Genomic DNA, 16372 nt, shown 5'->3' on the forward strand with positions numbered 1-16372 from the left:
GAATTACGCAACAAAGCCTCGCTGTTGCTACAATTGTGACGCCAGCAATAATTTTATTTTTAATAAATTTCATAGTCTTAACCTTTCATATCATACAGACGTCCTGCCTGTACTTTGCTCACAAGGTGACCTGGTACAACTTTCCTGGTCGTAGTTCTATTTCCCTATTTTGGAAACAATGTTCGAGTAGTTAAAGCACTTCATCCTTTAACGAATACCACTGATAAAGGAACTGTTGCCCTACTCTTCGAAATGGTGCAAACATCTCAGATTCCACCACTTCCCTCACGTTAGGGAACGGAAGTTTTGATTCAAATATTGGCAAGTCAAGCTTATGACCTTCACCTGCGATCCACTGGGCAAGGCGCTTGCCTGCTTGAGCGGAGTACATCACACCATTGCCGCCATACCCTAGTGCGTAGAATATGGATTGCTTTGGATTCGGCTGATAGATTCTTGGCATCATGTCGTGGCTAACATCCACCCACCCCCACCATGAATAATCAATTTTGATCTGATCGAGAGAAGGGAATTTTCGGGTTAAATCCGCTCTCAACATGTCTTCGTATTTCTTTTCAGGTGCATTCTTGCCACTGATAGCACTGCGTGTACCTATCTGCACTCGGTTATCGGGTAACAAACGGTAGTAATGACGCAGGATTCTGGTATCAGTAATCACCTGATTGGTTTTGAAGTTACACGCAGCAATTTCGTCTTGAGTTAACGGACGCGTCACCATCGAGTTAGAAAGTACTGGTAATAGGCGATTTTTAAGCTCTGAATGCAAACCTTGGCTGGTATACCCACCGGTACAAACACCAACAGAGCGAGCCTTTACAACACCACCTGGCGTTTTCAGGTAATGCACACCGTTACGTGTTTCCCAACCCATCACAGGGCTTGCTGGGTGAACTTTTACGCCGAGTGCTCTCGCCTTTCTTAGATAGCCAAACGCCAGTTTCCCTGCATGGATACCAATACCTTCTGGCTCATGCATTGCGCCTGCCGCTTCTTGATCACCAACGTAATCACGTTTTACGGTTTCCGCATCTAAGATCTGCGCATCGTAATCGAACGTGTCACGCAGCAACTTGGCTTCTTTCTCGAGTGTTGCCATCACTTTTGGACGATGAGCAACGTATAAGTGGCCACCCGGCTGCGGGTCACAATCAATGTCTTTGATTAGAGACTTAAATGTGTTCATGCCATCGACGCATTCGCGGTGCATTTTTAGCGCGGTTTCGAGTCCCCAGCGTTCAATCCACTGAGAACGCTTCAAACGTCCTGACGCACACTGAGCCTGACCACCATTTCGGGTACTGCAGCCCCAACTCATACGGTTAGCTTCAATCACAGTCGCTTTAATGCCGTACATTTCAGCAAGGTGTATCGCGGTACTTAGGCCTGTGTAGCCTGAACCGATTATCGCCACATCGACATCCATATCCGATGTAATTGGACCATCATCTTCAGGTGGTGCGCCTGCGGTATCTACCCAATAAGTCGGGGCGTATTCCTTACCGTGACCTGGGCTCTTGTCTTTAAGTGGATCGTATTTTGGATCGTATTTATCTTGTGCTTGGGTGCTTTCTTTTGCTTGGGTGCTTTTCACCTTTGGCGGCACATCGGCTGCCGGTTGTTCCATTACTAAACTCATAAGTCGACTCTCCTAGTCATAACACGTGGACTGATCTTGATTTCGTGTCTAGCTCTTGGGAGTATTGCTGGGAGTCAAAAGAGGTCGTGTTTTACGGAAGGCATTTTTTACGCTGATTTTTCCATCTTTCAGGGTAAACACATCAACCATACGAGCTTCGATGACAGTGCCATCAGGGTTAGTCGCAGAGAACGTTGATTCACTCACTGCGCGGTCACCACACACAAAGTGGACAGGGTCGCTCCAGGCTGCATCTGGAAAGTTCTGCCAAACCAATTCAAAGCTATTGCGAACGGCTTCGTACCCTTCGATAGTGTTTCCAAGTTCGCCTTCTCCTGCCACGGTGTGGAAGACACAGTCTTCGGTCATAAACGACATTAGCGCTTCAATATCATGGTTATTCCATGCATCACTAAAAGACTGTAAAAAGGCGGTGTCGACTTGGTTTTCCAGCACGAACGTCGCTGCATTGGTTTGCATATTCATATTCCAGAATCCTTTATGTTTTCGTTATTGGTTTAAATTTCAGTAGCTTTGCGCCACTTTTTTATTAGAGTGTTTAAACTAGATCTGTGAAAATTTAACAACTTGATAACAAGCTTCGCCACTCTAACTTCGAGTTACTTTATAAACAATCTTTAAGCTCACAGATTTCATCTTTTTATACATTAATTGGTGTTCTAATTTTATTTATCCTGTAACTCACTAGATTTATATGAGCTCTAAATAAAATCAGGAGAAATATTAGACTTTAGTCGAAATCAAAATCTTGATGATACTTTCGGCCATACTGCTCAAGCTGGCGATCATGAGTATTAACTTGTAATTCGATATTACCCTCACCTTTATTAATTGCTTGATTGCTATCTACATGGGCTTCATTTTTCAAATCAGCCAGTTTCTCTTCAATATATTCTGTCGGTTCATTTAAAACATTCATGGAGATTAATTCCTTTATCAGATTTACTTTCGCTGATGGAAGAATATGAACGGAGACTAGACCGTTTGAATATTCTTTCTCATCGTACAAAGGCTGAATGGCATCATTGCCACCTTCCTTAAATGGGTGAATGGAATACCACTTGTCTTTTCGTGGCTCTTGCTGATCACAATCAGCCACATTGAATATCTGAGTTCTATTGAGGTCACATGGTGAGTTAAAAACACTAACCTTATGATAATCAATAGCTTTGATAATATTGATACAGTCTTTACTTTGGCTGCGACATACAGACCACAGCGCATTAATCAGGTTATCTGTCCATTCAAGTAAACGGGTTGGAAACCCCTGTTTCTTTGCTAAACACATCAGTAACCAATCGTTTATCTCGTGTGCACTCAACGAATGCCCGCCATAAACTCTCACAGTCGATAGAAGCTCTTGTTCGACACGGCGAATGTTCTTTCGATTTGATCGACCTAAGCTTGGCATCAGGTTATTATTTTCATAATCACACACGTTATAAATCAAACCACGATGCCCACTACACTCAGCAATTAGCGAATCGATTATTTCATACAGTTCTTCTATTGAACTTATATAACGTTTATTTTTCACAACATGCATGTAATAGGTCACTTAATTTAAATTCGGTACAATCCAAGTATCAACACTTATGATTATAAAATTAACATCGTTAGCTATAACTTCCCAAAATGATAATAGGTATATATCTTCGTCAAAGAACTATTTGTGGATCCATTAGTTAATGGATCGATTAATAATAACGAGTGACAAAGTGTATATATCTAAAACCACTTATATACTTATGAGTCATTTAATTAGTGTTCTAATGTTTAACTAGAGATTATTGAACTAAACGTTTACGTTCTTCACCTAAGCACTTGCCAATACCCGTTAATATTGCCCGACCATGCGCTCGATAATATTCTCGATGATGCGCTGGCCGGACAAACTTCCTATGACTTATACGTAATCTTTGTATTTATCTAAGAAACGAACCGGTGTTGATAGTGCATCTCGGCGGAACGGGTCGCCCAATTCCTGAGTACACATGATTTCAATGATGGTTGTTTTGCCTTCGTTCATTTGCATGTCGATGGCTTTTTGCAAGGTTGGACCTACATCTTCTAGCTTATCAACTGTGATACCTTCAGCGCCCATCGCTCGTGCAATCTCTGCAAAGCTTTGGTTTTCAAGTTCACCGGCAACAAAGCGTCGGTTGTAGAAGTCGACTTGGTTCTTCTTCTCTGCACCCCATTGACGGTTGTGGAATACCACGGCTGTCACTGGAATGTTATGGCGAACACATGTCATGGTTTCCATCAAGCTCATGCCCCACGCACCGTCGCCTGCATATGAAATAGCTGGACGATGAGGTGCCGCTGCTTTTGCACCAATGATGGTCGGGAACGCGTAACCACAGTTACCGAAACTCATTGCAGCAAAGAAGCTACGTGGTTTTTCAAAGCGTAAGTAGCTGTTTGCCACTGAGTTGATGTTACCGATATCCGTCGAGACCATTACGTCTTCAGGCATCGCTTTTTCGAGCTCACGTAGAACTTGGCGTGGGTGTAGGTATTCACCACCAGAGAACGGAGTCTCGTGCGAGTTTTCCTCAATCATATCTAAGCTGAAAGAATCACGTTCGTGTGTCCACTCATCAAGCTCTTTTTCCCAAAGTGCTTTCTCTGTTGCGACTGTATCCTGACGAGCGCCTTTGTTGTCATCACACAACAGTGCGCGGCCTTCCAATCTTTCAGATAGAGCAACCGCAGCTGCTTTCGCATCACCACAGATACCAACAGAGATCTTCTTAACCAAACCTAGCATCTTGTTGTCTGCGTCAATCTGAATGATTTTCGCGTTCTTCGGCCAGTAGTCCATGCCATGTTGAGGCAAAGTACCAAATGGACCGAGACGTGTACCCAAAGCAATAACCACATCTGCTTGAGCCATCAACTTCATTGCTGCTTTCGAACCTTGGTAACCTAGAGGGCCACACCATAATGGGTGGCTCGCAGGGAAAGAGTCATTGTGCAGGTAGCTGTTCACTACAGGTGCACCTAGTCTTTCTGCTAATGCTGCACACTCTTGAACTGCATCTGCCATTACCACACCGCCACCAGAAATGATGACTGGGAATTTCGCTTCAGCAATTAGGTCTGCTGCTTCATTCAGAGATTTCTCGCCACCTGGACCACGGTCTAAACGCGCTGGCTTAGGGATCTCGGTTTGAGTTTCACCGTAGAAGTAGTCACGTGGAATATTCAGCTGAGTCGGACCCATTTCGCTCATCGCACGGTCGAAGCATCGGCCTGTGTATTCCGCCATACGGTCTGGGTGCGTTACGTGTCCTTGATACTTAGTAAACTCTTGGAACATTGGAAGCTGGTTACACTCTTGGAAACCACCTAAGCCCATTGTTTTTGTACCTGTCTCTGGCGTCACAATGACGACCGGGCTATGTGCCCAGAACGCCGCAGCAATCGCAGTCACACAGTTACTAATACCTGGGCCATTTTGCCCGATAACTACACCATGACGACCAGATACACGAGAGTAACCATCTGCCATGTGAGCAGCACCTTGCTCGTGAACCACTGGGACCAATCGAATGCCAGCAGGAGCAAAGATATCCATTGCGTCCATAAATGCTGACCCCATGATGCCGAACATATCGGTAACATCATTAGCAACCATAGTTTCAACGAACGCTTCTGATGGTGTCATTGTTACTGTGCCGGAAACAACCGTACGTTTTTCTTGCTCGCTCATTCTTCCATTCTCCTTGAGTTAACCAAAATTTCATTTTTCGGAATGAATTGTCTCTTTTTCGAATTCAATTTCACCTTAGTAGTAGAATTTTTGCACGTCAACTTTTTATATTAAATTGGAACAATTCATTCTAATTAATAAAACTGGATCACATTATTGGTAGTTTTTCGTACAAAAAGTGCCATTAACTTAAGAGGAGCTGTTAATAATCGATGACATATCGCGATAGCAGCGACAAGTGATGAGCTATATAGAGGGAAATATGATGAAAGAGGCGGAATTGATACCAACGCAACCGGTAAGTGTGAGAGAACGCTTTGGGATCGACAGCAACCTAACCGTAATGGCATTTGAACATGCGGGCGAATACGTTCCTAAAGTCGATCCTAACTACTGTTTTGACCCTGAAGTAACGCTAGCGATATTGGCGGGTTTCACCTCTAATCGACGCACGCTGATACAAGGTACACACGGGACGGGCAAGTCTTCTCACATTGAACAAATCGCCGCGAGATTGAACTGGCCATGCTTGAGGATCAACCTAGACGGGCACTTAAGTCGCTTGGATTTCATAGGTAAAGACAGCATCGTCATTAAAGACGGAATGCAGGTAACAGAGTTTAAAGAAGGCATTCTTCCTCAAAGCATTCAACAACCCATCGCACTGGTCTTAGACGAGTACGATGCAGGACGACCAGATGTGATGTTTGTGATTCAACAACTGTTAGAACAAGACGGCAAATACACCTCTTTAGAACAAAACCGAGTGATCACGCCTCACCCTTCTTTCCGCCTGTTTGCTACCTGCAACACGCTTGGCTTGGGTAACTTCTCCGGTTTGTATTCTGGCACTCAAGTGCTTAACCACAGTCAGTTAGATAGATGGAACATCATCGCTACGCTCAACTATTTAGATCCACAACATGAAACTAAGATCGTGTTATCCAAGCTTCCAAAGCTGAATAATGAAAGCGGCCGACAACTGGTCGAGAAAATGATCGCGACCGCAGGATTAACGCGTAACGGGTTTCGGGCTGGCGACCTTTCTACGGTGATGTCTCCACGAACGGTGCTCACTTGGGCTGAAAACATCCAAATATTCGACGATGTAGCGACAGCATTTAGACTGTCATTCTTGAATCGCTGTGAAGACGAAGAGAAAGAACTGGTTAGCGAATACTATTTCCGTTGCTTTGGTGAAGATTTAGAAACGCATACTCAAAACTATTCACACTCGGAGTCGTAAACCATGGCCAATGTTTCTTCTCAGCAGAAAAAGATCCTCGATCTTGGCGTGTCTGTCGCCAGAGCGATCAGCGGTGAGTTGAGTCTGAATTATCGGGGAGAGCGTCTCTATAAAGGCAATAGCCCCTGTTATTATCAGTCTGCGCATACTAACGATCTCACCTTTGTTTCTCGCCACGAGTTGAAAAACAGCAAGCTTTCAATGCAAGGCAAGATCGATTCATCGGCACTGCGACTCTTGCTTTCAGATGCAGATCTTCATTACTCATTGCGACCGAAAAACGAAGTCGAACGTCTGTTATATGATTTCTGCGAACAGGTACGAATTGAATCGCAAGTTCCATCTTATCTAAAAGGTGTAACCACAAGTATTCAGTTCAACTTTGCGTATTGGAGCGACCAATATCATCAGAATGGCTTCACCGAATCACGAATCGGCATGTTGTTGTTTACTCTGATGCATGTCATCCACACCCGCTTAACTGGTGTTCCCGTTTCGGAACCGATTGCTGAAACCATTGAATCGACTCGCGCCGGCATCGTGCCTATTTTTGGACACAGCCTAAAACGTTTGAAGGAACATCGAGCCGACCAAGAACAGTTTGCACATTGCGCCAATGAGCTTGCAGCCCTTGCACAAGAGTTAATCATCCAAGAACAAGAGAGTGATAACTCGCCCACGCCAACGGTCGAAGAAGACATTAAAGTCCTCGCGCAGCTTGCATTGATTGTTGATGGCGACATTCAAGATGAAGATGTCGATACTGACATCACGGGCAGTAGTAAGGTATTCGAGCTTTCGGGCGCGAATTATCAGGTCTTTAATTCAGAATTTGACCAAGTAGTCTCAGCAGATAAGCTCGTCAGGCGCGCCCTATTACTCGAACTGAGACAGAAACTCACCGATGACATCATGGCGAGACAAGTAAACATTCGCCGTTTAGCCGCTATGCTCACCAGCTTTGTCGCCACGCCACAAAGGAACCGACGTCAGGACCATTTAGAAGAAGGCATTGTTAACGCCACTACCATCACTAAGCTCATCACTTCGCCATTGGATCGCACTGTCTTTTATCAACCTGACATCGGCGCATCTCATCAATGTGCCATCACGTTTTTGATGGACTGCTCAGGTTCAATGCAAAAGCACAGTCACAAGTTAAGTTTGTTGATGGATACGATTCTCAAATCCGTTGGGCTGGCCAACATTCCTTTTGAGATTATTGGCTTCACCACCAATAACTGGAACGGTGGCAAAGTTTATCGACAGTGGCTCAAGCAAGGTCAACCAAAACACCCAGGCCGCTTAAACGAAGTTCGACATATTGTGTTTAAGGATTTTGATACCCATTGGAGACGCTCTCGCCTTGGCATTGCCAGCCTTCGGAAAGCAGACATCTTTAAAGAAGGGATTGATGGCGAAGCGGTGCAGTTCGCTAGCCAGCGGTTGCAACAGCACAATGCACAGAGAAAGGTTTTAATCGTGTTCTCAGACGGCTGTCCGATGGATACCGCCACCAGCACCGCCAACGATCAGTTCTATTTGGATAACCATCTCAAACAAGTCATTGAGCGTGAATCAACCAAAAACGGTATCGAAATTCATGGTGTGGGGATGGGTGTCGATTTGAGCCCATACTACCGCAGTAACATCACTTTAGATGTGCAGGAGAGCTGCTTGTTTGGGTTATCTAGGAACATCTTCGAGATGCTAAAGCGTGTTTAAACAGGGAAGCTTAGGCTAGCGAATCACTAGCCTCCTTTGTCGAGAATGGTTTTACGAAGAGCCAAACAACGACCATGCAGAGACAGCCATCAAATACCCACCAATCAACATCAGCACAATAAACACCAGCTTTCTGAGTTGATCATTGGACAACGGCGGTGGGAAGCGCCGAGCAAACATAGTGACAAGCGCCACCAAAGGGACAGCGATCGCAGATAACCACAATATGCTCGGTTCCATGTCGCCTGCAGCGTAGACATTGACAGTACGGGACATCGACGTACAAGCGAAAACCATCAGCAGTGTGCTTCGCACCAGATCAAGCGTAAAAGGTTGTCGATAGAGATGATAAACAATCGGTGGACCTGCCATCCCAAACAACCCTCCCGCTAACCCAGAGCTAAAACCAGACAACAAAAACGATACGGTTGCCGAGCGATCCTTTCTGGTTTTAGGTTTGAACATAAAACTCACACCGGCGAACAACACCATCGCACCCAATAGTCCTCGGAGAATATGCGTTGCCGAATCGCTCAACTCATCCAGCAAGAACACCCCCATCGATACGCCGGGGATAATACCGATCACTAACACCACCAGTATCTTGAGTTCACCAAGCAGTGGCTTACCCATCAACGCAACCAAGCAATTGAACAAGGTCACAATACTGACCACAGCGGCTATGACGGGTAAAGAAACCAGATTAAGGCTGACCGTCAAACCAATCACGATGATACCAAGCCCAAAACCCGTGACGGTTTGGAAATAAGTACCTACCGCGATGGTGGCAAGAATGGCGAGTAAAACAGGTAACTCCATTAGCTATCCTAATTAGGTTGTTTTGGGTTTGATTTGAATGTGAGTGCGAATTTGAGTACTAGATACTAGAGTGAGATGTTAATACCGGAACTCAAATGCCGACTCTTCTTTTTCTTCAACATTAGCTTCAGTATCAGCCATAGAGCTAGACACTTTCCCTTGCTGAGCTTGTACGGCAGTCACCGCAATTACATTAAAGATATCCTCTGCGCTACACCCTCTGGATAAGTCATTGGCTGGCTGATTCAATCCTTGCAGTAACGGGCCAATCGCCACCGCGCCACCTAGCCTTTCTGCGAGTTTGTAGCCTATGTTCCCCGCTTCTAAGTTAGGGAATATCAACACATTCGATTGGCCTTTCACTTCGGAATCGGGCAGCTTTTTTGCGGCAATTTCAGTCACAATCGCGGCATCGAGTTGAACGTCCTGATCGACGGCGATTCCGGGACAGCGTTGCTTCACTAACTGAGCGGCATTACGAACCTTATCGACCGATTCGTGTTTAGCGCTGCCGTTGGTAGAAAATGACAACATTGCGACTTTAGGTTCTTCCATCAGCAGCGTTTGAGCACTGTTTGAGGCGGCTACTGCAATGGAGGCCAGCTCGGTTTCATTGGGGTTAATCACCAAACCACAATCACTGAAAATCATGCCACCTTTAAGGTTATGGAAAGGCTCACACAACATCATCAGAAAGAAGCTGGATACTAATTCACTGTCTGGTGCTGGCCCAATAATCTGCAGCGCCGCTCGTACTACATCAGACGTAGTGTAAACCGCACCATTCACGGTGCCATCTACTAACCCTTCCCTTACCATCAAGTTGGCAAAAACAAGCGGGTCTTTGACCATTTCTAAAGCATCGTCGTACGACATGCCTTTGGCTTTCCTTAACTGATGAAGCCGCTCGGCTAACACTTCTTTAAGTGCGGATGCCTCAGGTGAAACAATGTGAATGCCGGCGAGATTAATGTGGTTCAACTGCGCTGCTTCGATAATCGCCTTTTCATCACCGACCAGCGTGATGTAAGCGAGCTGTTTATCTATCGCCAATCGCGCCGCTTTGAGTACACGAGGGTCTTCTGCTTCGCTCAAAACCACTCGCTTACGATCTAGGTGAGCCTTATCAATAATCCGTTCAATCGCCTTCATTTTAAAATTCCATTTATTGAGATTAATTGTTCCATAATTTATATTTATATTATTGAAATAATAAAAAAGGTCAAATTTTATTCAGATAATTGAAGATTTTTAATTTGCTATGTACACTCTTATACATAGACATATCGCAAGGATGAATCACTGTATGCAAACAGAAACACCACAAGTTCAAGGAGATACGCCCACGCTCCGACTTTTTGCACTATTAGAGGTGATAGCGCAAAAAGATGAGTTTATTTCTCTTCAAGGGCTCGTCGAAGAAACCGGACTACCGAAACCCACTCTGCACCGCATGCTGCAACAATTGGAAGCCGCGGGCATCATTCAAAGAGATGGTGACGAAAAGCATTACAGCTCTGGTATTCGACTCAGAAAGCTTGCTGAAAATCTGCTGTTCAATAGCACCATGCACAGTGCACGACGCACTATTCTTGAAAACCTTCGAGCAGAAGTCGGCGAAAGCTGCAACCTAACGGCACTGTCGAGCGGTGAAATCATCTATCTTGATCGCGCAGAAACCGAAGCCCCGCTGCGCTTCCATCTACAGCCCGGCTCTCGCGTACCCGTGCATTGCTCAGCCACAGGCAAACTGTTTTTGGCACACATGTCGAAATCACAACGCAGAAGACTGATCGAAAGTGTGCCACTCACTCAATACACAGTGAAAACCATTACCGACTATTCGACATTAGAGAAAGACATCGAAGAAGCGAAGATCCAAGGTTTTGCGATTGATGATGAAGAGTTCTTACCAGGGCTAGTCTGTATCGCCGTATTGATACCGTCTTCTACTGGCCAATCCAATCTTGGCTTAGCAATACAAGCACCAGTGATTCGAGTAAAACCAGACGAAGCGATCAAGTTTCTGCCAGCTCTTCAAAAAGCAGCCAAAGCGCTCGCGAAGATAGAGTCTGATAACTGGGGCTAGTGAGAAGATTTATCTCAGAGAATAGCCAAGATTAGAGAATTAACATCCATGCCCTTCGACCAATGAACATTTGGTCGAAGTCATTTGAACACTCGCCAACCCGCACATAAGCAACACGTCTAAAGTAATCACAACAAAGGAATCACGATGCTAAACATTAAGAACCAGCACTTACTCTCTTTTATGGTGACAGAAGCGAACAACGCAGTTGCAGTCACAAACCCAGCAACGGGTGAGCTTATTGGGCATGCGCCAATCTCATCCGAGGCGGAGTTAGAGAGCGCTATCGAGCGCGCTCATGTTGCGCAGAAAGAGTGGGCAAAAATTCCCGCGAAATCCCGTGCTGCATTGCTAAGTGGTTGGCATCAACTGATCCTTGAAAACAAGGAGGATCTTGCTCGCCTAATGACCATTGAACAAGGTAAGCCGTTAGCAGAAGCAACGGGCGAAGTGGTGTATGGTGCGAGCTTTATTGAATGGTTTGCAGAAGAAGCCAAGCGCACCTATGGTGACTCCATTCCTAGCACAGTCGCTGGCAAACGCTTAGTGACCATCAAGCAGCCGATTGGAGTCGCGTGTGCGATTACGCCATGGAACTTTCCGATTGCGATGATCACTCGTAAGGCCGCTCCAGCCCTTGCTGCTGGCTGTAGTTTTATAGTGAAGCCCTCAGACGAGACGCCGCTTTCTGCATTTGCTGTGGTTGAACTGGCTTATCAAGCGGGCATTCCTAAAGATCTACTTCAAGTGGTGCTAGGTGATAGCCCAGAACAGATCGGTGAGCTTTTCACATCACACCCACTGATCAAAAAGATCTCTTTTACTGGTTCGACTCGAGTCGGTAGTATCTTGATGGCTCAAGCTGCAAAAGGCATTAAGCGCACTTCAATGGAACTGGGTGGCAACGCACCGTTTATCGTGTTTGACGATGCGGATATCGACGCTGCCGTTCAAGGCGCAATGGCTTCAAAATTCCGTAATGCAGGCCAAACCTGTGTTTGTGCGAACCGTTTCTACGTTCATAGCAAGGTGCATGACGAGTTTGTAGCAAAATTCGACCAAGCCGTTCAGCAGCTCAAAATTGGCAACGGCTTAGATGAAGGTGTCACTATTGGCCCTGTTATCAGTGAAAGAGCGAAACAGAACATTCAAGGTTTGATTGACCGAGCGATTGAACAAGGTGCGCAGCCTGTCACCCCAACTCAAGCGCTTAATGGCTTGTTCATTCAGCCTGTGGTTCTTAAAGATGCGAAACACAGCATGGACATCGTTCAACAGGAAATCTTTGGCCCAGTCGCGCCTGTGATGAAATTTGAGACTGATGAAGAACTCATCGAGATGGCGAACGACACCATTTATGGTTTGGCGTCTTACTTCTACAGCCAAAATATCCACCGCGTATGGCAGGTCGCAGAAGCACTTGAATACGGCATGGTTGGCATTAATGACGGCATGATCTCAACTGAGGTTGCACCTTTTGGTGGGGTTAAGCAGTCAGGTATTGGCCGTGAAGGCGCTAAAGAAGGCATCGATGAGTACATGGATATCAAGTACCTGTGCTTTGGTAGTAACTAGGTCTCGGAAATAGTTAGGCTTGGTCGTAACTAAGCCTGACTCTTAAACATCAGCAAGCTTAAACATCGAATATCCCAACTAACACCTTTCTTCTGAGCTTCGCCCACACACCCAAAAAAGCCAAAAAAAAGCCGCGCTAAATTAGCGCGGCACCTTGGGCTCGGTTCAAATAGGGGTACTTCTTTTTTTATTATTTATTGTGCGGTTCCTTTCAGCTTCAGTCGCATCGCATGCAACACAGGCTCGGTGTAACCACTTGGCTGAACACAGCCTTCAAATACCAGCTGGCAAGCCGCTGAAAAAGCGATGCTGTTTTCAAAATCTGGCGCCATATTACGGTAGCTAGAATCACCTGCATTCTGTCCATCAACCACTGCCGCCATACGTTTCATGGTTTTCATTACTTGGGCTTCATCGCAAATGCCATGGCGTAACCAGTTAGCGATGTGTTGGCTCGAAATACGCAATGTCGCGCGGTCTTCCATTAAGCCTACATCGTTAATATCTGGCACTTTTGAACAACCGACTCCTTGGTCAATCCAACGAACTACGTAGCCAAGAATACCTTGAGTATTGTTGTCCAATTCATTTTGGATATCTTTCGCAATCAGCTTTTGATTGCCTAGTAGTGGGATAGTCAGAATATCGTCAACGTTCGCTCTCACACGCTCGCGAAGCTCTTTCTGACGGCTTGGTACACTCACCTTGTGATAATGAAGAGCATGCAAAGTCGCGGCAGTTGGAGAAGGAACCCAAGCAGTATTTGCGCCCGCTTGAGGATGTCCGATTTTCGCGTCCATCATCTTGGCCATGTTGTCCGGCTCTGGCCACATACCTTTACCTATCTGGGCTTTACCTTGCAAGCCACAAGCCAAACCAAGATCAACGTTTTGATCTTCGTAAGCGCCAATCCAAGTCATGGTTTTCAGCTGTGTTTTCGGAGCAAATGGTCCTGCTTCCATGCTGGTGTGAATTTCATCACCGGTTCGGTCTAAGAAACCGGTGTTGATAAACACGACACGGTCTTTAGCCGCGCGGATACATTCTTTAAGGTTGACTGAAGTACGACGCTCTTCGTCCATGATGCCGACTTTGATCGTGAATCGGTCTAAGCCTAATGCATCTTCAATGCGACCAAACAGTTCATTGGTGAAGGCGACTTCTTCAGGACCATGCATCTTAGGTTTTACAATATTGATGCTGTTCGCGGTCGAGTTTTGGTACGCGCTGTTGCCTTTTAAATCATGCATCGCGATTAGCGAAGTGATCATGCCATCCATAATACCTTCAGGCACTTCATTGCCTTGAGCATCAATAATGGCAGGGTTGGTCATGAGGTGACCCACGTTGCGGATGAACAACATGCTGCGACCTTTCAGCGAGATCTCGCCACCCGTCACACTGGTGTATTGGCGATCTGGATTGAGGTTACGAACGATGATTTTGCCGTTTTTCTCTAGCGACTCTTGTAAGTCACCTTTCATTAAGCCTAACCAGTTACGGTAAGCCAATGCTTTGTCTTCACCATCGACCGCAGCTACTGAGTCTTCGCAATCCATAATGGTGGTGAGAGCCGATTCCACCAGCACATCTTTAATACCAGCCACATCAACGCTGCCAATTGGTGCGCTCGGGTCAATTTGAATTTCGATATGTAGATTATTGTGCTTAAGCAAAATGCTTGAAGGCGCACTTGCATCACCTTGGTAACCAATGAACTGGTTGCGATCAATGAGAGTGACTTCTTCGCCGTTATCTAAGGTCGCTGTCAGTGTATTGCCAATGCTGACGTTGCTGATGCTGTATTTGGTTACGTCTTTGTGGGAGACACCGTTGAGAGGTGCCGCGTCATCAAGGAAACCTCGAGCGTAGCTCACTACTTTAGCGCCACGAACAGGGTTAAAGCTGCCACCTTTTTCTGCACCATCACTTTCGCTGATGACATCGGTTCCGTAGAGCGCATCGTATAAACTGCCCCAACGCGCATTAGCCGCGTTAAGTGCAAAACGTGCATTCATAATAGGTACAACAAGCTGCGGGCCCGCTTGTGTTGCAATTTCAGGCTCAACGCTTGCGGTGGTTACTTGAAAGTCTTCACCCTCAGGGACTAAGTAGCCAATCTGTTGTAAGAATTGTTTGTACTCGGCCGCATCTAGCGTTTGTCCAGCACGCTCTTGGTGCCAAACGTCAATTTGATGTTGAAGATCGTCGCGCTTAATAAGCAATGCGCGGTTCTTTGGAGCCAAATCTTCAAGGATGGTTGCAAATGATTGCCAAAAGTCTTCAGCGACAATGCCTGTTCCAGGAATGACCTGATCATTAATTAATTGGTAGAGGGTGCTATCAATGTTCAAGCTTCCCTGTTGAATACGACTGCTCATAAAATCTCTCTCAAGCTAACTGATGACTACTCAATATATTTACTTAACTGACTTAAATTTAAATAACTAGTTTAAACTTACTTAACGGGCGTAAATTTAGCTAATTTATGCCAGTTATACTGGATATTCATACAAAAAATACCCTACAAACTGTGTTATTCCGTCACGCCACTCTCTATTTCATTGGCGACACTTTTAATCAATCGACGCATCCACTGATGGTCAGGATTGGTTTGTAATAATGGACTCCACGCCATTTTCACCTCAAAGGGTTCAATAGCGAATGGCGCAGGTTTGATTAACAACCTAGGGTTATTGCGCTGTAATTGCGCGGCTTTGGTTGGGATGGTCAGGATCAGGTTCTTCTGTTGAGCGAAAAGAATCGCCGACAAATAGTGTCGTGTGAACACCGTGATATTACGTGTTTTACCAATGCGCATTAGTGCTTCATCAATCCACCCGAGCTTTTGTGCTTCGCTTGGGTTGATCCCAACACCGGTCCCCATACCCGTCTTACTTACCCAGATATGTTGCGCCTTTAAATAAGACAAAATATCGAAGTTATCGGCTATCGGGTTATCACAACTAAATAAGCAAGAGAACCCGTCGTGCCAAAGGCTCATTTGGTGGAACGACTGTGGAATGTCGTCAAATCGGTTAATAATAATATCAACAGTGCCTTGCTCCACATCCTGATAACTCACGTCACTTGGCGTCATGATATCCAGGCGTATTTTCGGTGCTATCTCGCTCAACTTTTTCAATAACGGCTGAATAATGGTCGACTCAGCATAGTCGCTCGCCATGATACGAAACACACGCTCGCTGTCTTCAGCATTAAACTCCGTGGTCGGCTGCAATGTCTTTTCTACATTCGCCAAGATGTTTCGAATCAGTGGCTGCAGTTTATGTGCTCGCTCGGTCGGTATCATCCCTTCACTGGTTCTCACCAATAGCGGATCTTCAAACAGATCACGCAATCGACGCAGGCCATTACTCATGGCGGGCTGAGTTATTCCTAATTGATTTGCTGCTCGTGTAACGTTTCTTTCACGTAGCAACATGTCTAAATACACAAGTAAATTAAGGTCTATACGAGCAATATTCATAAGAAAAATACCGAATATAATAACTATAAATT

Annotated in this window: 12 protein-coding genes; 4 read left to right on the top strand and 8 right to left on the bottom strand. The window is 45.5% G+C overall.

Annotated features, from left to right (window positions below):
* Positions 1 to 190: 190 nt before the first annotated feature.
* The 4 genes from BCT49_RS22065 to xsc form a co-directional block, all read right to left on the bottom strand.
* A complete protein-coding gene (locus BCT49_RS22065; protein WP_102438189.1) occupies positions 191 to 1657 on the bottom strand; it encodes an NAD(P)/FAD-dependent oxidoreductase in 1467 nt (488 codons plus the stop codon).
* Between the two features lie 48 nt (positions 1658 to 1705).
* Positions 1706 to 2143 carry a nuclear transport factor 2 family protein gene (locus tag BCT49_RS22070; protein WP_102313822.1) on the bottom strand — a complete coding sequence of 146 codons (438 nt, stop codon included), beginning with the start codon at positions 2141 to 2143 and terminating at the stop codon, positions 1706 to 1708.
* 265 nt (positions 2144 to 2408) lie between these two features.
* Positions 2409 to 3224 carry an FRG domain-containing protein gene (locus BCT49_RS22075; protein WP_102438191.1) on the bottom strand — a complete coding sequence of 272 codons (816 nt, stop codon included), beginning with the start codon at positions 3222 to 3224 and terminating at the stop codon, positions 2409 to 2411.
* A gap of 360 nt (positions 3225 to 3584) precedes the next feature.
* Complete coding sequence (gene xsc, locus BCT49_RS22080) at positions 3585 to 5396, bottom strand: sulfoacetaldehyde acetyltransferase (protein WP_004731917.1); 1812 nt, start codon at positions 5394 to 5396, stop codon at positions 3585 to 3587.
* 262 nt (positions 5397 to 5658) lie between these two features.
* Here xsc and BCT49_RS22085 point away from each other — a divergent pair, with 262 nt between their 5' ends.
* Together BCT49_RS22085 and BCT49_RS22090 are read left to right on the top strand one after the other, a co-directional pair.
* Positions 5659 to 6642, top strand: a complete 984-nt coding sequence (locus BCT49_RS22085; RefSeq protein WP_198595892.1) for an AAA family ATPase — start codon at positions 5659 to 5661, stop codon at positions 6640 to 6642.
* A gap of 3 nt (positions 6643 to 6645) precedes the next feature.
* The gene (locus BCT49_RS22090) at positions 6646 to 8367 is read left to right on the top strand and encodes a cobaltochelatase CobT-related protein (protein ID WP_102438193.1); all 1722 of its coding nucleotides are present in this window, start codon (positions 6646 to 6648) and stop codon (positions 8365 to 8367) included.
* A gap of 51 nt (positions 8368 to 8418) precedes the next feature.
* On the opposite strand, the gene BCT49_RS22095 is transcribed toward BCT49_RS22090, so the two are convergent.
* Both BCT49_RS22095 and pta read right to left on the bottom strand, forming a co-directional pair.
* Positions 8419 to 9186: a sulfite exporter TauE/SafE family protein gene (locus BCT49_RS22095; RefSeq protein WP_102438195.1), complete on the bottom strand. Its 768-nt coding sequence runs from the start codon at positions 9184 to 9186 to the stop codon at positions 8419 to 8421.
* A 78-nt stretch (positions 9187 to 9264) separates the two neighbouring features.
* A complete protein-coding gene (pta, locus tag BCT49_RS22100; protein WP_102438197.1) occupies positions 9265 to 10338 on the bottom strand; it encodes a phosphate acetyltransferase in 1074 nt (357 codons plus the stop codon).
* A 154-nt stretch (positions 10339 to 10492) separates the two neighbouring features.
* Between pta and BCT49_RS22105 the strand changes: the two genes are divergently transcribed.
* Both BCT49_RS22105 and BCT49_RS22110 read left to right on the top strand, forming a co-directional pair.
* Positions 10493 to 11275 carry an IclR family transcriptional regulator gene (locus BCT49_RS22105; RefSeq protein ID WP_016790487.1) on the top strand — a complete coding sequence of 261 codons (783 nt, stop codon included), beginning with the start codon at positions 10493 to 10495 and terminating at the stop codon, positions 11273 to 11275.
* 147 nt (positions 11276 to 11422) lie between these two features.
* Entirely contained in the window at positions 11423 to 12850 is a 1428-nt protein-coding gene (locus tag BCT49_RS22110; RefSeq protein ID WP_102438199.1) for an NAD-dependent succinate-semialdehyde dehydrogenase, read from the top strand.
* Between the two features lie 194 nt (positions 12851 to 13044).
* Here the strand turns inward: BCT49_RS22110 and BCT49_RS22115 are convergent, their stop codons facing one another.
* Together BCT49_RS22115 and BCT49_RS22120 are read right to left on the bottom strand one after the other, a co-directional pair.
* Complete coding sequence (locus BCT49_RS22115; protein ID WP_102438201.1) at positions 13045 to 15231, bottom strand: malate synthase G; 2187 nt, start codon at positions 15229 to 15231, stop codon at positions 13045 to 13047.
* A 155-nt stretch (positions 15232 to 15386) separates the two neighbouring features.
* Complete coding sequence (locus BCT49_RS22120; RefSeq protein WP_009845781.1) at positions 15387 to 16340, bottom strand: LysR family transcriptional regulator; 954 nt, start codon at positions 16338 to 16340, stop codon at positions 15387 to 15389.
* Positions 16341 to 16372 lie beyond the last annotated feature (32 nt).

The organism is Vibrio lentus, from assembly GCF_002875945.1.
In the GTDB taxonomy this organism is placed as follows: domain Bacteria; phylum Pseudomonadota; class Gammaproteobacteria; order Enterobacterales; family Vibrionaceae; genus Vibrio; species Vibrio apostichopi.